General features: G+C 64.3%; 21 protein-coding genes and 2 pseudogenes. 17 read left to right on the top strand and 6 right to left on the bottom strand.

Going from position 1 to position 17,562, the window contains the following annotated elements; all coding sequences use genetic code 11:
- Window positions 1-49: 49 nt before the first annotated feature.
- Both SJ05684_RS12095 and SJ05684_RS12090 read right to left on the bottom strand, forming a co-directional pair.
- The gene (locus tag SJ05684_RS12095; RefSeq protein ID WP_034856561.1) at window positions 50-412 is read right to left on the bottom strand and encodes a DUF883 family protein; all 363 of its coding nucleotides are present in this window, start codon (window positions 410-412) and stop codon (window positions 50-52) included.
- A 173-nt stretch (window positions 413-585) separates the two neighbouring features.
- A pseudogene (locus SJ05684_RS12090) lies at window positions 586-754 on the bottom strand (heme ABC transporter ATP-binding protein); the annotation flags it as partial.
- Window positions 755-905: 151 nt separating this feature from the next.
- On the opposite strand from SJ05684_RS12090, the gene SJ05684_RS12085 reads away from it, so the two are divergent.
- From SJ05684_RS12085 to hmuQ, 5 genes are all read left to right on the top strand, one after another.
- A complete protein-coding gene (locus tag SJ05684_RS12085; RefSeq protein ID WP_034856563.1) occupies window positions 906-1,340 on the top strand; it encodes a hypothetical protein in 435 nt (144 codons plus the stop codon).
- Between the two features lie 40 nt (window positions 1,341-1,380).
- Window positions 1,381-2,292, top strand: coding sequence for a TonB family protein (locus SJ05684_RS12080; RefSeq protein ID WP_034856565.1), 912 nt, complete (start codon window positions 1,381-1,383; stop codon window positions 2,290-2,292).
- 181 nt (window positions 2,293-2,473) lie between these two features.
- Complete coding sequence (locus SJ05684_RS12075; protein WP_034856567.1) at window positions 2,474-2,878, top strand: DUF2325 domain-containing protein; 405 nt, start codon at window positions 2,474-2,476, stop codon at window positions 2,876-2,878.
- A 53-nt stretch (window positions 2,879-2,931) separates the two neighbouring features.
- Window positions 2,932-3,207: a hypothetical protein gene (locus SJ05684_RS12070; RefSeq protein ID WP_034856569.1), complete on the top strand. Its 276-nt coding sequence runs from the start codon at window positions 2,932-2,934 to the stop codon at window positions 3,205-3,207.
- A gap of 3 nt (window positions 3,208-3,210) precedes the next feature.
- Window positions 3,211-3,525, top strand: a complete 315-nt coding sequence (hmuQ, locus tag SJ05684_RS12065) for a heme-degrading protein HmuQ (protein ID WP_034856571.1) — start codon at window positions 3,211-3,213, stop codon at window positions 3,523-3,525.
- A gap of 57 nt (window positions 3,526-3,582) precedes the next feature.
- Here the strand turns inward: hmuQ and SJ05684_RS12060 are convergent, their stop codons facing one another.
- Together SJ05684_RS12060 and SJ05684_RS12055 are read right to left on the bottom strand one after the other, a co-directional pair.
- Window positions 3,583-3,945: a DUF423 domain-containing protein gene (locus SJ05684_RS12060; RefSeq protein ID WP_034856573.1), complete on the bottom strand. Its 363-nt coding sequence runs from the start codon at window positions 3,943-3,945 to the stop codon at window positions 3,583-3,585.
- Window positions 3,946-3,951: 6 nt separating this feature from the next.
- Window positions 3,952-4,344, bottom strand: coding sequence for a globin domain-containing protein (locus SJ05684_RS12055; protein WP_095694300.1), 393 nt, complete (start codon window positions 4,342-4,344; stop codon window positions 3,952-3,954).
- A gap of 136 nt (window positions 4,345-4,480) precedes the next feature.
- On the opposite strand from SJ05684_RS12055, the gene SJ05684_RS12050 reads away from it, so the two are divergent.
- On the top strand, window positions 4,481-5,041 hold the full coding sequence (locus tag SJ05684_RS12050; RefSeq protein ID WP_034856602.1) for a TetR/AcrR family transcriptional regulator: 561 nt from the start codon (window positions 4,481-4,483) through the stop codon (window positions 5,039-5,041).
- 127 nt (window positions 5,042-5,168) lie between these two features.
- Window positions 5,169-5,441: an SMR family transporter gene (locus SJ05684_RS12045; RefSeq protein ID WP_374193091.1), complete on the top strand. Its 273-nt coding sequence runs from the start codon at window positions 5,169-5,171 to the stop codon at window positions 5,439-5,441.
- Between the two features lie 29 nt (window positions 5,442-5,470).
- Here SJ05684_RS12045 and SJ05684_RS12040 read toward each other — a convergent pair whose 3' ends face one another.
- Entirely contained in the window at window positions 5,471-6,700 is a 1,230-nt protein-coding gene (locus tag SJ05684_RS12040; protein ID WP_034856663.1) for an alpha/beta hydrolase, read from the bottom strand.
- An 80-nt stretch (window positions 6,701-6,780) separates the two neighbouring features.
- Between SJ05684_RS12040 and SJ05684_RS12035 the strand changes: the two genes are divergently transcribed.
- From SJ05684_RS12035 to SJ05684_RS11990, 10 genes and pseudogenes are all read left to right on the top strand, one after another.
- Window positions 6,781-6,990: a hypothetical protein gene (locus tag SJ05684_RS12035; RefSeq protein WP_034856606.1), complete on the top strand. Its 210-nt coding sequence runs from the start codon at window positions 6,781-6,783 to the stop codon at window positions 6,988-6,990.
- A 77-nt stretch (window positions 6,991-7,067) separates the two neighbouring features.
- Window positions 7,068-8,123, top strand: coding sequence for a dipeptidase (locus tag SJ05684_RS12030; RefSeq protein WP_034856608.1), 1,056 nt, complete (start codon window positions 7,068-7,070; stop codon window positions 8,121-8,123).
- Window positions 8,124-8,170: 47 nt separating this feature from the next.
- A pseudogene (locus tag SJ05684_RS12025) lies at window positions 8,171-9,810 on the top strand (ABC transporter substrate-binding protein).
- A 17-nt stretch (window positions 9,811-9,827) separates the two neighbouring features.
- Window positions 9,828-10,895, top strand: coding sequence for an ABC transporter permease (locus SJ05684_RS12020; RefSeq protein WP_034856611.1), 1,068 nt, complete (start codon window positions 9,828-9,830; stop codon window positions 10,893-10,895).
- The gene (locus SJ05684_RS12015) at window positions 10,892-11,824 is read left to right on the top strand and encodes an ABC transporter permease (protein WP_034856613.1); all 933 of its coding nucleotides are present in this window, start codon (window positions 10,892-10,894) and stop codon (window positions 11,822-11,824) included. Before SJ05684_RS12020 ends, SJ05684_RS12015 begins: the two co-directional genes overlap by 4 nt.
- A complete protein-coding gene (locus tag SJ05684_RS12010; protein ID WP_034856615.1) occupies window positions 11,821-12,654 on the top strand; it encodes an ABC transporter ATP-binding protein in 834 nt (277 codons plus the stop codon). The genes SJ05684_RS12015 and SJ05684_RS12010 overlap by 4 nt, the downstream gene beginning before the upstream one ends.
- The gene (locus tag SJ05684_RS12005) at window positions 12,651-13,418 is read left to right on the top strand and encodes an ABC transporter ATP-binding protein (RefSeq protein WP_034856617.1); all 768 of its coding nucleotides are present in this window, start codon (window positions 12,651-12,653) and stop codon (window positions 13,416-13,418) included. The genes SJ05684_RS12010 and SJ05684_RS12005 overlap by 4 nt, the downstream gene beginning before the upstream one ends.
- 175 nt (window positions 13,419-13,593) lie before the next feature.
- Complete coding sequence (locus SJ05684_RS12000; RefSeq protein WP_034856619.1) at window positions 13,594-15,033, top strand: FAD-binding oxidoreductase; 1,440 nt, start codon at window positions 13,594-13,596, stop codon at window positions 15,031-15,033.
- A gap of 94 nt (window positions 15,034-15,127) precedes the next feature.
- On the top strand, window positions 15,128-15,535 hold the full coding sequence (locus SJ05684_RS11995; protein ID WP_034856621.1) for an EF-hand domain-containing protein: 408 nt from the start codon (window positions 15,128-15,130) through the stop codon (window positions 15,533-15,535).
- Window positions 15,536-15,629: 94 nt separating this feature from the next.
- Window positions 15,630-16,004, top strand: a complete 375-nt coding sequence (locus SJ05684_RS11990) for a DUF488 domain-containing protein (protein WP_034856623.1) — start codon at window positions 15,630-15,632, stop codon at window positions 16,002-16,004.
- 274 nt (window positions 16,005-16,278) lie between these two features.
- Here the strand turns inward: SJ05684_RS11990 and SJ05684_RS11985 are convergent, their stop codons facing one another.
- Window positions 16,279-17,532: a saccharopine dehydrogenase family protein gene (locus SJ05684_RS11985; protein ID WP_034856625.1), complete on the bottom strand. Its 1,254-nt coding sequence runs from the start codon at window positions 17,530-17,532 to the stop codon at window positions 16,279-16,281.
- Window positions 17,533-17,562 lie beyond the last annotated feature (30 nt).

Here is a 17,562-nt window from a genome sequence, read left to right as displayed (position 1 = left end):
GGCTTCCAGACGCCTTTCGCGATTTCTGCCGGATAGTGTAACCGTCTGGTTACCTGCGCAATAGAGCAGCCATAATCAGTCCGATAACCGCGGCCGTGCCAAGCGTTGCGACCGGGTGTTCACGCACCACCGTGCGGAGCTGTCTTTCTGTATCCGCATAGCGGCTGCGCAGCTCGGAGAGCATCTGTTCTCCGCTTGCCAGGAGGTCCTCCAGATCGGCTTCGGCACTGGCACGGGCGCCTCGCGCCTTCGCCCTCGCGTCCTTGGAGGCGGCGAGGCCGCGATCGGCCAGCAAGGCCACGAGCTTTCCGACATCGTCGCGGATTTCGTCGAGTTGGTCCTGGATCGGCGCTTCACCGGATCCGCCGTTGTGTTTCCTCGTGCTCGAACTTGAGAAGAGACCAGTCGCCATTTTTCGCTCCCTCCGCTAAAATGCCGGCAGGCGGCCGGCGCGTGGTCGACTGCGCGCGCGTCTGGGCCGGCGAAACCGGCCGCGCCGCGCGGGCATGCCCGATCAACGCATGAGGGAGAGATTTGTTTCGATAAATCTTGGCGTTGTTGCGGTTTGCTGCTGCTGACCGCGGCTCAGTAGGCCGCCAACTGCGGCAGTACGAAGGGGACATCGCGCGCCGGCGCGACGCTCACCTGCATCCGGCAGCCGAACACGGTTTCCATATTCTCCTCGGTGAGTACGTCCCTCGGCACGTCCCGGGCGCGGATGCGCGCATTTCATCATCACCATCTGGTCGGCGAAGGCAAAACCCTCTTATTCCCCCGCGTCTTCCATTTGCTATCTTGACTTCGTTACTCATATTTTTTTTAAGGACGAAATACAAGTTTTAGTCAAGTTATCCGATCGCGTCGGCGAGATCAGGCGGGCGTGGTCGCGGACGAGGGATGTAACGATGGCCTATCTTTCCCGTTCGGCCTTTCCGGCCGCAATCGTGGTTCTCGGCATGGCAGGAGCCGTTGCCGCGCAGGACGCTCGATCCGGCGGGCTCTCGATCGAGCTCAACGAGATTGCTTCGTCGGAGAGAGGCTGCAAGCTCACCTTCGTTGCCGATAACGGCCTTGAGCAGTCGCTTTCCAAGGTTTCGTTCGAATTCGTGCTCTTCGATCAGAAGGGTTTGGTCGAGCGCATGGCCGTACTCGATTTTCGCGACCTGCCTGCCGGAAAGACGAAGGTCCGGCAATTCGATCTTCCGGGCACGAAATGCGAGGCGGTCAAAAGCCTGCTCATCAACGATGCGCCGGCTTGCGTCGGCGAGGGCATCGACAAGGGCGCCTGCATGACGGGTCTGAAGACCGGTTCCAAATCGGCGGTTGAACTCAAGGGCTGACGAAGCCCGGCTGTGGCAGGCCGACGAAAGGCAGGTTCGGATGAGGCAGATCATCAAATGGACCGGGGCGATCGCCCTGTCGCTGCTCGCGCATGCCGGCGGCGCGATGCTGTTCGAGCCCGGCCAGGACGACGTCCAGATGGCCGGGGGCGCTGGCATGGAGGTTGCGCTGCTCGGCAACGCGTTCGAGGAGACGGTGCAGGCCGGCGACCTGTCCGATGCCATCGAGCCGACGGAGGAGACGCCGGAGGAACTGACGCCGACGGAGATCCCGCCCGTGCAAGAAACGGTTGATGAGGTCGAGTCGACGGCGCCCGATGTCGTTTCCGAACAGCCGTCAGAGGTGGCGCCCGCGGAATCGGACGTCATCCTCCCGGCCGAGCAGATGCCGATTGCCGAAGTCCTGGAGCCCGCGGTGGTGGCAAGTGTCCCCCCGGTCGAGACCGTCGTTCCACAGCCGAGGCCGGAGCCGCCGAAGACAGTGGAAAAGGTCGAAAAGCCGGAACCGAAGAGGGAGCCGGTGAAGAGAAAGAAGATCGCGCGCAAGAGGGCGGGTGAAGCCGGAAACCAGGCGATGAAGGTCAAAGGTCAGGCGGACGGCGTGGACAACGCGGCCGCGAGCAAGGCCACGGGCGCCAAGGGTAGCACGCGACAGGCGGGTAACGCGGCCGTTTCCAATTACCCGGGCAAGGTGCGGCGGAAGCTGAACCGCGCCTTCCGTTATCCCGCCGAGGCCAAGCGTCAGGGCTTGCGCGGCGTCGCGCATGTGAGTTTCACCGTCACCTCCGGTGGGGGGCTTGCCGGCGTGCGCATAGCCAAGAGCGCCGGTTCGGCGCTTCTCGACGGGGCGGCGCTCGATGCCGTGCGTCGCGCAGCTCCCTTTCCGGCGATACCGGCCGGCGCCGGACGCGACAAATGGGTCTTCACCATACCGCTCGAATTCAAACGCTGAGAAGGCGGCGTGGCTTGCCGCCGTGGACTCTAACTTTTCTGAATTGCTCAAGTTTATACTTTACTCCAATAATCAAGTTTAATAAGTTGCCGCCACCATACAACCGGACGCTGTGGGCGCCGGAGGATATCTGAGTGCGGTCGGCGGCAGAAAACGCCCGCAAGAGAAGACGGAGAACTGGATGCGCGGCAAACGGCAGCAAGGCGAGAATTCAGCCAAGAGCGGCAAGGGCAAGCCGAAAGGTGAAGCGAGCACCGGTAGCGGCAGGGCGACGCTCGAAGGCCGCAGCTTCCTCTATGTCGGCGGCCGCGACTGCCAGGTGGCGCATCTGCGCGAGATCGCCAGTTCCTTCGGGGCGGAACTCATCCACCACGACGGCGGTTTACGGGAGGCGGTTTCGCGCATCGACCGGGTTCTGCCGTCGGTCGACTGTGTCTTCTGCCCGATCGACTGCATCAGTCATGATGCGTGTCTTCGCGTGAAGACCGGCTGCAAGAAGTGGGGCAAGGCCTTCGTTCCGCTGCGCAACGGCTCGAAATCGAGCCTGGAGCGGGCACTCCAGAACCTCACCGGCGGCGACGATTGAGCCCGAGCAACATTGATGTCGAGCGAGGCGCGCGTGCGCGTGGAGAACTCACGATGAATGACGAGCGTCCGGATCAGATGATGATGATCGGCCTACACAAACTGGCCTCCCAGTTGGGCGACGGTCTGGTGCCGGAACTCTACGAATTGCTGACGCGCCGCGCCCGGATGTCGGAAGACAACCCGAACGTGGCGGAGTTCCCGGCATGGCAGGCGCGGCAGCCGGGGAGGGCGCCGCACGGTCTTGTGCCTTCGTCCGAGGGCGTTATCCTGCCGTTCCCGCATGCGGACGCGGCGTCCGCTCCGGACAAGAAGGCGCTTGAGAGGTAGCCCATGTATTTCGCGATGAACCGTTTCCGTGTCGCCCTCGGCCAGGAGGAGGCCTTCGAAGCCGTCTGGAAGGGGCGCGATTCGAGCCTTGCCGAAATGGCCGGCTTCATCGAGTTCCATCTGCTGCGCGGCGAGAGCGTGCCGGAAGAGGGCTATACGCCGTTCATTTCCAAATCGACCTGGGAAAGCAAGGATGCGTTCCTCGCCTGGACGAAATCGGAGAACTTCCGGGCGGCGCATAGAAGCGCCGGCGACAACCGGGCCATGTATCTCGGACCGCCGAAATTCGAAGGCTATACCGTCGTCGAGGGGGCGTGATATGTGAGCGTGGCAGAGGGGCAGAAGGCACCATCGCCAAATGCACCCGAGGCAAGACTAGCCACGCGGCAGAAACGCCCCGAGCGCCACGGCCAGCCACCCCGCCATCATCGTCAAGCCGCCGAGCGGCGCCGACATCGGAAAGAGGCCGTGGCCGGCGAAATGCCGGAACGTCAGGTCCCCGGCAAAGAGCGCCGTCCCTGCTGCCAACAGCAAGGCGGCAAGCGCGGCCGTGCGAAAATGCGTCCATCCGCCATAAAGCGCGACGAGCGCCGGCGCATGGGCCAGGCACATAGCGGATGCGCCGCCGAGGAGCCGCGGATCGGTCCCATGCGACGCGGCGGCAGCGGCGGCGACGCCGAAGAGGCCCATCAGTCCGGCGACGAAAAGCAAGGTCGAGCGCAGCGCCCCGTTCGGCATTCGACACTATTCCTTGTTCTGCATGTGAAAGGCGAGCCGGGTGATCGGCGCGAGGATGATTTCCCGGAGCTTCGGATGGGAGACCGTTTCCTCCAGGGCGCGGGTGAAGCAGAGCAGCCATTCATCGCGTTCGGCCGGTCCGATATCGGCGATGAAATGGCGGCGGCGCAGCATCGGATGGCCGCGCTTCTCCACATAGATCGGCGGGCCGCCGAGCCAGCCGGTCAGGTACTCGTAGAGTTTTTCCTCGCTGCCCGAAAGGTCCGGCGGATGCACGGCGCGGCAGCGAGCCGCCTCCGGCAGGCTGTCCATGAGATCGTAGAAGCGCCGCGTCAGCGCCCGCACCGTCGGGTCGCCGCCGATCGCCTCGTAAAGCGTCGTCGTTTCCGTCATCGTCATTTCCTTCGGGCGGATGTCGTATAGCGGGCTCGATCCGCGGACAATGCCTGCTCGCCGCTTGCGGCGTTTCATCGCGGCGGGGCTGCATTGAAATGTGGCTCTTGACAAACCGTCTGGACGGTATGTTTAATGTGCCATGACCAACGCTTATCAGAGAAGGAAGCAGCCGGAGCGCGTGCGCCAGCAATTGCTGGAGGTTGCCGCGCGGCTGTCGCTAGAGCAGGGCATCGCCGCGGTGACGCTCGATCGGGTGTCGCAGGCGGCCGGGGTCAGCAAAGGCGGGCTGTTGCACCATTTTCCCAACAAGCTGGCCCTGCTCGACGGCCTGTTCGACGAACTCGTCGCCCGCTTCGACCGGGCGATCGCGGCGGCGATGGCCGAAGACGATATCGAACGGGGACGTTTCACTCGCGCCTATCTCGCCGTCTGCTTCGCCCTCGACGGAGAAGCGGAACGACAGGATTGGCAGGTGCTGGCGATCGCGCTGCTTGCCGAACCGCAGCTCAAGGCCCGCTGGCGAGACTGGGTGGCGCGGCATTCGGCCGAGTTCGCGAAGACCGACGGCTCGCCGAACTGCCTGATCGCCCGGTTTGCCGCCGACGGCGTCTGGCTCGCCGACCTGATGCAGAGCCACGAGCTCGCCATGGCGACGCGCGCCGAGCTGCTCGAGAGGCTGAAGGCGCTGTCGTTGCAGTGAGTCGCGAATTCAAAGGTCGCTGTAATCCCATGCTCCAACCCCACCGGAGGCGCCGCCCGTGAACCCCGCCACGCTCTATACCGTCCTGGTGATCGCCATCGTCTTCGAAGTGCTCGGCACCTCGGCCATGCAAGCGGCACAGCATTTCACCCGGCTGGCGCCGACCCTGCTCATGGTCGTCTGCTATGCCGTCGCCTTCTTCTTTCTGTCCTATACGCTGCGCTACATTCCGGTCGGCATCGCCTACGCGCTTTGGAGCGGCCTCGGCATCGTGCTGATTTCGCTCGTCGGCTATCTCACCTTCGGGCAGAAGCTGGACTTTGCCGCCATCCTCGGCCTGGCGCTCATCATTGCCGGGGTTCTCGTGCTCAATCTCTTCTCGAAATCGACCTTCCATTGAGACTGGGTGCGTCGGAATGGTGAGCGGCCTTACGGCGCGACGGCGGAGCCGACGGTGTTTTCCATCGACTGGCCGAGGCGGCGCAGCTGGTCGTCGTAGTTTTGCCGGGTGCGCGGGTCGAAGATCATGATAGGGGTCGAGACGGCGACGCTGGCTGCGCTGCCGACGGTTTGCGCGGTTCCAAGCGCCACGGCGCCCACCCGCTCCCCAAGCCCGATATCCGAATCGGTGACCGTCTGCCCGGCAATCAGGCGGTTGCCGAGAAGTTGCACCACTTCAGGGCTCTCGGCGAACTTGCCGTGGTTGAGCTGATCCCCGCCCTTGAGCGCCGTCAGGTCGAGCACCGTGATACCGGCCTTTTCAAGCTGGCTCCGATAGGGTTCGACCGTGGGATCGATTTGGCCGAGCCGGTCGATATTGCCGGCGATGCGCCGCGAGACGGTCAGCGCCCGGTCGTCGCGGGAGACGAAAAGCGTGAATTTCGGCCGATCCTTGCCCATCGCCTGCATCTGCTGGGAGAAGACGTCGACGTCGAGGTCGGGTGAGGCGAGGATCACGTCGGTGATCTTCGGAGCGACGCGGCGGTCGCGGATCGCCATCTGCCGCAGTGCCTCGACGGTGAGCCACGATCCCATGGAATGGGCCATCAGCGTGATCTCGGCGACTGCGGGATCCTTGGACGCTCGCTGCAGCAGCTCCTCAAGCGCATCGCGCGAGTAGTTGGTGCTTTCCTTGTCGTAGTTATAGTCGAAGATGCTCGCGCGCGACGGCCAGGTGAAGATCACCGGCGCAACCTCGGCACCGGAATCGTGGACGATCTGGGCGTAGCGATAGACCGCATCCTCGAAGCGATTGTTGAAGCCGTGGACGAAGATCAGCACCCGTCGGTTCCTGGGCAGATGCCCCTTGAGCCAGGCCTGCGTTTGCGAGCCCGCTTCAATCGGCTTGACGCTGACGGTCGAGAAATCGCGGCTCGGGTCGGGCGGGAGCTTCTTCGGCCATTGCACCTGGCCGACCGTCCGGTTCTCCTCTGGAGGTATCGAGACGACGATTTCCGTCAGCGACAACTGCCGGGCACGCTCGCCGGTGAAAAGGATGCCGGGATCGTCGGAGGGCGCGCGGGTGGTGGCAACCAGGAGATCGACCTTCGAAGCGCCGTCGGCGGAACCGGAGGGAACGAGAACACCGACCGGACGGCCGCCGCAGCCGGCAGTGCCAAGCATCAGCGCCAGGCAGATGAAGGCGCGCGCCAGCCGCATTGTGAGGTTGAGATCAGCGATCGACGACACGTCAGATTTCCCTCGGCCTGTCCTTCAGCGCCGTGCCTTCAGAAGGAGACATGCGGCAGACGGTCATCATGACCGGCGATCACCGGCTTTTTGCGGAAGCCATGGCAGATTTCCGCTCGGCTGGCACCTCTTCGATCGTCCTGCGCGTCCCGTTCGACAGGCGCTCGCCAATCGATTGCGGCTTTCATGCAACATTTCGCTACAGCGCCCACGGACAGGGCCCCTGGAAATTCATTGAAATGGCTGGTGCCTTTCAATAGCATCGCCCGGTCCACCCATGGGCGCGGCATGGCGGATGATCCATCCGATCTCCCTGATATGACGAGGAATTCTGCGAATGCAGGCGGTATTCGACGGCCACAACGACGTGCTCTTGCGGCTTTGGCAGCGCGCACGCGGCGGCAGCGATCCGGTGGCGGAGTTTGTGCACGGAACCGAAAAGGGCCATATCGATGCGCCGCGCGCCCGCGAGGGCGGTCTCGTCGGCGGCCTCTGCGCCATCTACATCCCGTCCGGCGATCTTGTCCTGAAGGTGCCGGACGCCAACGGCCATTATTCGACGCCGCTCTCCGCGCCGCTCGACCATCTGCCGTCGCTCGCGACTGCGCTCGAGATCGCCGATATCGCTTTCAGGCTCGACCGGGTCGGCGCCTGGCGACTCTGCCGCTCGACCGACGCAATCCGCACAGCGATCGAGGACGGCGTCTTCGTAGCCGTGCTCCACATGGAAGGCTGCGAGGCGATCGGGCCGGATCTTGCGGCGCTCGAGACCTTCCATGCGGCCGGGCTTCGCTCGCTCGGACCGGTGTGGAGCCGCCACAACGTCTTCGGCCACGGCGTGCCCTTCGCCTATCCGATGTCGCCGGATACGGGCGGCGGGCTGACGGAGGCCGGCTTCGAACTCGTGCGCGCCTGCAACCGCCTCGGCATCCTGGTCGATCTCGCCCATATGACCGAGAGAGGCTTCTGGGATGTCGCGAAGACCACGGACCAGCCGCTCGTCGCCAGCCATTCCAATGCCCATGCACTGACACCCGTCGCCCGCAATCTCACCGACCGCCAGCTCGATGCGGTCCGGGAAAGCCGGGGGCTCGTCGGCCTCAATTATGCGACGACGATGCTTCGCCCGGACGGACAGGAAAACGCCGCCACGCCGCTTGCCGATATGGTGCGCCATGTCGACTACATGGTCGAGCGCCTCGGCATCGACTGCATCGCGCTCGGCTCGGATTTCGACGGCGCGACGATACCGGCGGAAATCGGCGATGCGGCGGGCAATCAGCGGCTCGTCGCCGCGCTGAGAGACGCCGGCTATGGCGATCGCGAGCTCAAGAAGATCTGCCGGGAGAACTGGTTGAGAGTTCTCGGACAGGCCTGGCACGAGGGTGCCTGAATTCATGAAGAAGGGCCCGCCAAGGGCATAAAAGAGGGAAACGCAAGATGATGCATAAGCTCTATGGACGTTTTCGACTTCTGACTGCCTCCGCCGCGCTTGCGCTCGCAATGGGCGTGGCTCTGCCGGCATTCGCCGAGACGCCGAAGGACACGCTCGTCCAGGCCTGGGCGATCGACGACATCATCACCATGGATCCGGGTGAGGCCTTCGAGATTTCGACCGCCGAGATGACGAGCAACACCTACAGCCTGCTCGTCCGCCTCGATCTCAACGACACGAGCAAGGTGGTCGGCGATCTCGCCGAAAGCTGGGAGGTGTCCGACGACGGCCTCACCTATACGTTCAAGCTGAAGCCGGGCATGAAATTCGCTTCGGGCAATCCGATCACCGCCGAGGATGTCGCCTATTCCTTCGAGCGGGTCGTCAAGCTCGACAAGAGCCCGGCCTTCATTCTCACGCAGTTCGGCCTGACGGGCGACAACGTCACCGAAAAGGCCAAGGCTGTCGACGACGAAACCTTCGTTTCACGGTCGACCAGCCCTATGCGCCGAGCTTCGTGCTGAACTGCCTGACCGCCACCGTTGCTTCGGTGGTCGACAAGAAGCTCGTGCTCGAACATGCCAAGCCTGTCGAGCCGAGCGACGCCTACAAATACGACAACGACTTCGGCAATGAATGGCTGAAGACCGGTTACGCCGGATCCGGGCCGTTCAAGCTGCGCGAATGGCGGGCCAACGAGGTCGTCGTGCTGGAGCGCAACGACAATTTTTACGGCGAACAGGCGAAGCTCGCCCGGGTCATCTACCGGCATATGAAGGAAAGCTCCGGCCAGCGCCTCGCGCTCGAAGCCGGCGATGTCGATGTCGCACGCAATCTCGAACCGGGCGACTATGAGGCGGTTTCGAAGAATGCGGATCTCTCGACCACCAGTGCGGCGAAAGGCACTGTCTATTACATCAGCCTCAATCAGAAGAACGAAGACCTCGCGAAACCCGAGGTGCGCGAGGCTTTCAAATATCTCGTCGACTATGACGCGATCGGCGCGACCTTGATCAAGGGAATCGGTGAAATCCACCAGACCTTCCTGCCGAAGGGCGTTCTCGGAGCGCTTGACGAAAACCCCTACAAGCTCGACGTGGCCAAGGCCAAGGAACTGCTGGCGAAGGCCGGCTATCCGGACGGCTTCTCCGTCACCATGGACGTGCGCAACACCCAGCCGGTAACCGGCATTTCCGAATCCTTCCAGCAGACGCTGGGCCAGGCCGGCGTGAAGCTCGAAATCATTCCCGGCGACGGCAAGCAGACGCTCACGAAATATCGTGCCCGCAATCACGACATGTATATCGGTCAGTGGGGCATGGATTACTTTGACCCGCACTCAAACGCCGATACTTTCACCAACAATCCGGACAATTCAGACGAGGGTACGAACAAGACCCTTGCCTGGCGCAATGCTTGGGACGTTCCGGAATTGAGTAAGAAGACCGCGGAGGCGCTCCTTGAGCGCGACAGCACCAAGCGTGCCGAAATCTACAAGGAACTGCAGAAGACCGTTCTCGAGGATAGTCCCTTCGTGATCATCTTCCAGCAGACGGAGGTCGCTGGTCTGCGGAGCAACGTCAAAGGCCTCAAGCTCGGACCGAGCTTCGATACGAACTTCGTCTGGAACGTCTCCAAGGAATAGCGGGAAGGACCGTTTCCTTGAACACGAGCGCAACAGAGCGGGAGAACGGGCGCGGGCGCGCCCGTCCCCGCAAGGTCATTGCCGCGGCGCTTCGCTTCCTCGTCGTCGTGGCGACCACCTATCTCGGCCTGCTCGCCGTCACCTTCTTCATCGGCCGGGTGATCCCGATCGATCCGGTGCTGGCGGTGCTCGGCGACCGCGCGCCGGCGCATGTTGTCGAGCGGACGCGTGAGGCGATGGGGCTAAACCTGCCCCTCTACCAGCAGTTCTTCATCTATGTCCGGCAGGCGCTTTCCGGCGACTTCGGCACCTCCGTGCTGACGACCAATCCGGTGATGACCGACATCCGCCGCGTGTTCCCGGCGACGATCGAGCTGGCGACGCTCGGGACCTTGATCGGCGCGCTGATCGGCGTGCCGCTCGGGGTGCTCGCTGCCGTCAAGCGCGGCAGTCTTGCCGACCAGATCGTCCGCATTATCGGCCTTGTCGGCTATTCCGTACCGATCTTCTGGTTGGCGCTGCTGGCGCTCCTCGTCTTTTATGCGCGGCTGCAATGGGTCGCCTATCCCGGCCGCATCGATATCGTCCATGAATATAGCTTCACGCCGATCACCGGCTTCTATCTCGTCGATGCGCTCTGGCAGGGTCAGTGGGACGTCTTTCGCGACGTCTTCCGGCACATCATTCTGCCGGCCTCGCTGCTCGGCTATTTCTCGCTTGCCTATATCAGCCGCATGACCCGCAGCTTCATGCTGAACGAGTTGCAGCAAGAATATATCATCGCCGCGCGCGCCAAGGGTCTTTCCGAGGCGCGGATCATCTGGGGCCACGCACTGCGCAATGCGGCGGTGCCGCTCGTCACCGTGATCGCGCTTTCCTATGCCGGGCTGCTCGAAGGCTCCGTGCTGACCGAAACGGTCTTCGCCTGGCCGGGGCTCGGCCTCTACATCACCAGTTCGCTGCAGAATGCCGACATGAACGCAGTGCTCGGCGGCACGATCGTCATCGGCTCGGTCTTCATCGGCATCAATCTTCTCTCCGATCTCCTCTATCGGACACTCGACCCGAGGACGCGCGCGCGATGAGCCTTGACACCCAAACCCGCCCGATGACGCGGCGCGAATGGCTGCTTTCGGACCGGCCGCAATCCCGAACACAAGCGCGGCTTGGCCGCGCCTACGTGACCTGGCGCCGGTTCTCGGCGAACCGCCTCGCCGTTGCGGGACTTCTGATCCTCATGGCGCTCGTGCTCGTCGCCGCCTTTGCCGACCTCCTCGCACCGCATTCGCCCTTCATCGGCAATCTCGCAGGCGCGCGACTGCTGCCGCCGGGCAGCGAGGGCTATCTGCTCGGCACCGACGATCAGGGACGCGATATCCTGTCGCGGCTGATCCACGGCTCGCGGCTGACGCTCATGGTCGTCGCGCTCGTCGCGATCATCGCCGCGCCCGTTGGTCTGATCGTAGGCGCCGTCGCCGGCTATACCGGCGGCTGGATCGATGCGGTCCTCATGCGTATCACCGATATCTTCCTCGCCTTTCCGAAGCTCGTGTTGGCGCTCGCCTTCGTCGCAGCACTCGGGCCCGGCATCGAGAACGCCGTCATCGCCATCGCGATCACCTCCTGGCCGCCCTATGCGCGCATCGCCCGCGCCGAGACGCTGACGGTGCGGAACTCCGACTACATCGCCGCGGTGCGGCTGATGGGGGCGTCGCCGACGCGCATCGTCTTCCGCCATGTGATGCCGATGTGTCTGTCATCGCTGATCGTCCGCGTCACGCTCGACATGGCCGGCATCATCCTGACGGCGGCGGGCCTCGGCTTCCTCGGCCTCGGCGCGCAGCCGCCGCTGCCCGAATGGGGCGCGATGATCGCCTCCGGCCGTCGCTTCATTCTCGACCAATGGTGGGTCGCCACGATGCCGGGCATCGCAATCCTCATCGTCAGCCTCGGCTTCAATCTGCTGGGCGACGGGCTGCGCGATGCGCTCGACCCGCGGGAGAGCGGCCAATGAGCGCGCTTCTGACGGTCGAGGATCTGAGGGTGCGTTTCCCGACCCGCACCGGCGTGGTCGAGGCGGTGCGCGGCGTCTCCTTCACGCTCGGGCGCGAACGCCTCGGCATTGTCGGCGAGAGCGGCTCCGGCAAGTCGCAGACGGGCAGGGCAATCATGGGGCTGACGCCGCCGCAGGCAGAGGTGACGGCCAAGACGCTCTCCTTCGACGGCATCGATCTGCTGCACGTTTCGCCGAAGCGGCGCAGGGACCTGCGCGGCAAGCGGCTCGCCATGATCCTGCAGGACCCGAAATATTCGCTGAACCCGGTGATGAGCATCGGCCGGCAGATCGTCGAGACGCTGCGGCAGCACGAAAAGGTAAGCCGGGCCGAAGCGCGCGAACGGGCGCTCGACATGCTGGCCGCGGTGCAGATCCGTGACCCGAAGCGCGTCTTCGACCTCTATCCGCACGAGGTCTCGGGCGGCATGGGCCAAAGGGCGATGATTGCGATGATGCTCATTGCCGGGCCGGAACTGCTGATTGCCGACGAGCCGACCTCGGCCCTCGACGTCACCGTTCAGCTCGAGGTGCTGTCGATCCTCGACAGGCTGGTTTCCGAGCGCGGCATGGGGCTGATCTTCGTCTCGCACGATCTGAGGCTCGTCTCCTCCTTCTGCGACCGGGTGCTCGTCATGTATGCGGGCCGGATCGTCGAGGAGATCGCCGCCTTGGATCTCGCCAACGCGAAACACCCCTACACGCAGGGCCTCCTGAACTGCATGCCGGTGATCGGCGCCGACCGCCATCCCTTGCCGGTGCTCGACCGCAAGCCGGAGTGGGCGCTATGACCGCGGCCGTTTCGGTTGAAAATCTCAGCGTCGTCTTCGACGGCTTCACGGCGCTGGACGATGTCAGTGTCGTGATTGCGGCCGGGGAATCCTTCGGCCTCGTCGGCGAGTCCGGCTCGGGCAAATCGACGCTCCTGCGCGCGATTGCCGGGATTGCGCCGACAAGCGCAGGCGCGATCCGGGTCGAGGGGCGCACGCTGAGGGGCACAGGTCGCGACAAGGCCTTCTACCGCGCGGCGCAGATGGTGTTCCAGGACCCCTATGGGTCGCTGCATCCGCGCCAGACGATCGACCGCCAGCTGATGGAGCCGCTCGCGGTCCACGGGATCGGCGACAGCGAGCGGCGGATCCTGACGGCGCTTGACGAGGTGGGCCTCGGCGCGGGTTTCCGCTTCCGCTACCCGCACCAGCTTTCCGGCGGCCAGAGGCAGCGCGTGGCAATCGCACGGGCCCTGATCCTCGAGCCTTCGATCCTGCTTCTCGACGAGCCGACTTCGGCGCTCGACGCCTCCGTCCAGGCGGAGGTCCTGAACCTGCTCGACGAGGTGCGCAGGCAGCGCAAGCTGACTTTTCTCCTGGTCAGCCACGATCTCGGCGTCGTCACCCATATGTGCGACCGCCTTGCGGTGATGCAGGGCGGGCACGTCGTCGAGCGGCTCGCCTCGGCAGATCTCGTCGCCGGCCGCATCGCCGAGGACTACACGCGCAACCTCATGGTGGCGAGCCAGGGCTTCCGCCGAGAGGCCGCGCCGGCGCCGGGCTGACCCCTCCTTCCTCAACACCGCAGCGCCGCTGGGTGCATATCACGCGCCCAAAAAAAGCGCGCCCGCTCCCGCAGATGTGTAGGCGGCCGCGGCCGCCTTTGCTTGCGGGCCGTTCCGCAAGGGCGCAGAATGCCTGACTGCTGGGGCGGGAGGTTGACCGCGGGAGGAGCGGATCATGAATGATATGAGCCTCACCAATCTGCAAGCAGGAAAGACAAGCGTTGCCGCCGCGGCTGTCGAAGCGCTTCAAGGCCGGCTGCGCGGCCGCGCGCTGACGCAGGGCGACCCGGGCTACGAGGAGGCGCGCACGATCTGGAATGCAATGACCGATCGCAGGCCGGGGTTGATCGTGCAATGCGCCGGCGCTTCCGACGTCATCAGTGCCGTTCGCTTTGCGGCGGAGAACCAGTTGCTCGTGGCCGTGCGCGGCGGCGGGCACAACATCGCCGGCAATGCCGTTTGCGACGGCGGGCTGATGATCGACCTCTCGCCCATGAAATCGGTGCGCGTCGATGCAACGACGAAGCGGGCCTGGGTGGAACCGGGCGCGACGCTTGCCGATGTCGACAAGGAAACCCAGGCCTTCGGCCTGGCGCTGCCGGTCGGCATCAACTCCACCACCGGCATCGCGGGATTGACGCTTGGCGGCGGGTTTGGCTGGACCACGCGCAAATTTGGACTGACCTGCGACAACCTGCTCTCAGCCGACGTGGTGACGGCAAGCGGCGAATTGCTGCGCGCGAGCCCGACGGAGCATCGCGACCTCTTCTGGGCCTTGAAGGGTGGCGGCGGCAATTTCGGCGTCGTTACGGCTTTCGAATTCGCCCTGCACGAGCTCGGCCCCGAGGTGCTTTCGGGACTGGTCGTGCACCCCTTCGACGATGCAGGCGAGGTCCTTGCGCAATACCGGCAGGCGCTCGAAGCGGCGCCGGACGAACTCACCTGCTGGGTCGTCTTGCGGCAGGCGCCGCCCTTGCCGTTCATACCCCAGGAGTGGCACGGCAAGGAGGTCGTGGTGCTCGCCATGTGCTATTGCGGCGATATCGCGGCGGGCGAGAAGGCAACGGCAGCCCTCCGCGCGATCGGCAATCCGATCGCCGACGTGGTCGCGCCCCATCCCTTCCTCGCCTGGGAGCAGGCCTTCGATCCGCTGCTGACGCCGGGCGCCCGCAATTACTGGAAGAGCCATGATCTCCTGGAGCTTTCCGACGCGGCGATCGATGGTCTGATCGAGGCCATCCGCAAGCTGCCGGGGCCGGAATGCGAGGTTTTCATTGGCCATGTCGGCGGTGCCGCCGGCCGGATCGCCGCCGAGGAGACGGCATTTCCGCAGCGCAATTCGCATTTCGTCATGAATGTGCATGCCCGCTGGCGCGAACCGGCCATGGACGAGACCTGCATCGGATGGGCGCGCGACGTCTATGAGGCGATGAGGCCCCATGCCGCCGGCACCGTCTATGTCAATTTCATGCCGGCCGACGAGGTCAACCGGGTGGAGGCGGCCTATGGCGGCAATTATCAACGGCTCGTCGAGGTCAAGCGCCGCTACGACCCGGGCAACCTGTTCCGCATGAACCAGAATGTGCAGCCGGTAGACGCCCGCGGAGCGGCATGAACCGGAGAGGGAGGCCGCGATGCGATCGCGGGCGGGAAAAGCGCAGGGCGCTTTTCCCGCCCGCCCTGTTCTGTCCAACCGAAGGAGGAGTCTCATGTTCTCAATGCGATTACCAGCGGTGGCCGCCCTCGCTGTCATCATGACCCTGGGCTCGACGAACATCGCCGCCGCTCAGGCGGCCGATGCGCCCCAGGAACCGGAGGTCACGCCGGAGGCGCCCCAAGCGGAAACGCCCATGCCGGATCAGGAGCCCCAGGCCGGGCAGCAGCAGGCGATGCCGCGCGACATGATGCGACCGGGCCGTATGGGGTATCACGGCCGGATGATGGGGGGACGCGGGCACATGATGAAGATGATGTTCGCGATCGCCGATGCCGACGGCAACGATGCGCTCTCCTTCGAGGAGATCAGCACCATTCACCGGCGCGTTTTCGACGCGATCGACGCCGACGGCAACGGCGAGGTGACGCAGGAGGAGATCGAGACCTTCGTGCGCGAATAGGGCGCATCCGCTGAAGCGCCGCATCTCGCCTGGACCATTGCGTTCGGGCGGGATGCGAGGGAAGATCTCGCATGACTCGCATTCAGGGGGACGGATGGGGGAGTTGCTACTCAAACGCGTCTATGAAGCGCCGGGACCGGACGACGGGACGCGCATCCTCGTCGACCGGCTATGGCCGCGCGGCATCGCCAGGGACAAGGCGAGGATCGAACTCTGGCTGAAGGAGATCGCGCCGAGCGACGCCCTGCGCAAGCGCCTCCACGGCAAGCCGGATGAATGGGAGGCGTTCTGCGAAGCCTATGCCGGCGAACTCGAAGGCGAGGCGGCGCAGGCGGCGGCAGGCGAGGTTTTCAAATACCTAGCGCAAGGACCGGTGACGCTGCTCTATGCGGCGCGTGACGAGCGCCGCAACAATGCTGTGGCGCTGAAGGCCTGGCTGGAGATGCGGGGAGAGGGCTCGCCGGGGTGAGCTGATCGGCTGCACCGGATTGTGTGAGGCGGTGGAGCGTGGTCAGAACCCCTCTGGCCCGCCGGCCATCTCCCCCACGAGAGGGAGAAAACCAGCGGTTTGCCCCTCGCTCCAACCGCGACACTTGTTCAAGCGGAACGCTCAGGTGAGGGCGCGGACGGTGCCACGCGGATTCTCCCCCTTGTGGGGGAGATGGCCGGCAGGCCAGAGGGGGTCTGAAGCCGCGTTCGTCAGTCCCCCCAAATCGACGTGATCCGGTGCAGCCGAGAAATGCTCAGGCAGCGGCCATTTCGAAGCTCACGGCGCGGTCGCCGTTTTCGTCCTGGATGCGCGTCGGCAGGCCGATGCGGTTGAGGATGTCGATGAAGGGCCTCGGCGGCAGTTCTTCGACATTCGCCATCTTCTTCACGTCCCACTCGCCGGTGGCGATCAGCATGGCCGCGGCGACCGGCGGCACGCCGGCGGTGTAGGAGATGCCCTGCGAGCCGACCTCGTTATAGGCTTGCCTGTGATCGGCGACATTGTAGATGAAGACGGTGCGCTCCTTGCCGCCCTTGATCCCCTTCACATAGTCGCCGATGCAGGTCTTGCCCTCATAGTCCGGCGCCAGCGACGCCGGATCCGGCAGGCAGGCCTTGACGACCTTGAGCGGCACGACCTCCTGGCCCTCCGCCGTCGTGACCGGCTGCTCGGAGAGAAGGCCGATATTCTTCAGCACCGTGAAGACGTTGATGTAATGGTCGGAGAAACCCATCCAGAAGCGCACGTCGGCGCCGTCCATGTTTTTCGCGAGCGAGTGCACCTCGTCATGGCCGCAGAGATAGGCCTTCCGCTTGCCGACCACCGGCAGGTCGTATTCCTTGCCGATCTCGAACATCCTGTTCACCTGCCACTCATTGTTCTGCCAGGAATAGACGACGCCGGTGAACTCGCGGAAATTGATCTCCGGATCGAAATTGGTGGCGAAGTACTTGCCGTGGCTGCCGGCATTGATGTCGACGATGTCGACATCCGTCACCTTGTCGAGATACTCGTCCTTGGCGAGCCGCGCATAGGCGTTGACGACACCCGGATCGAAGCCGGCGCCGAGAATGGCGGTGATGCCCTTTTCCTCGCATTCGGCGGCGCGCTTCCATTCGTAATTGCCGTACCACGGCGGCGTCTCGCAGATCTTGCCGGGCTCTTCATGGATGGCGGTGTCGATATAGGCCGCACCTGTGTCGATGCAGGCGCGGAGCACCGACATGTTGAGGAAGGCGGTGCCGACATTGATGACGATCTCTGCGCCGGTCTTTCTGATCAGCGCCTTCGTCGCTTCGATGTCGAGCGCGTCGAGCGCATGGGCCTCGAGAACGCCAGGCCGTTTCAACGCCTTCTTCTCATGGACCGACTCGATGATCCTGTCGCACTTCGCCTTGGTGCGCGAAGCGATATGGATGTCGCCGAGCACGTCGTTGTTCTGGGCGCATTTATGCGCCGCCACCTGTGCGACGCCGCCGGCGCCGATGATGAGCACGTTCTTCTTCATTTTGCGGGATATCTCCTTCTATCCGTTTGG

It is taken from the genome of Sinorhizobium sojae CCBAU 05684 (assembly GCF_002288525.1).
GTDB classification, from domain to species: Bacteria; Pseudomonadota; Alphaproteobacteria; order Rhizobiales; family Rhizobiaceae; genus Sinorhizobium; species Sinorhizobium sojae.
The sequence above is the reverse complement of the archived record's forward strand: the minus strand, read 5'-3'. Positions and strand labels throughout refer to the sequence as shown.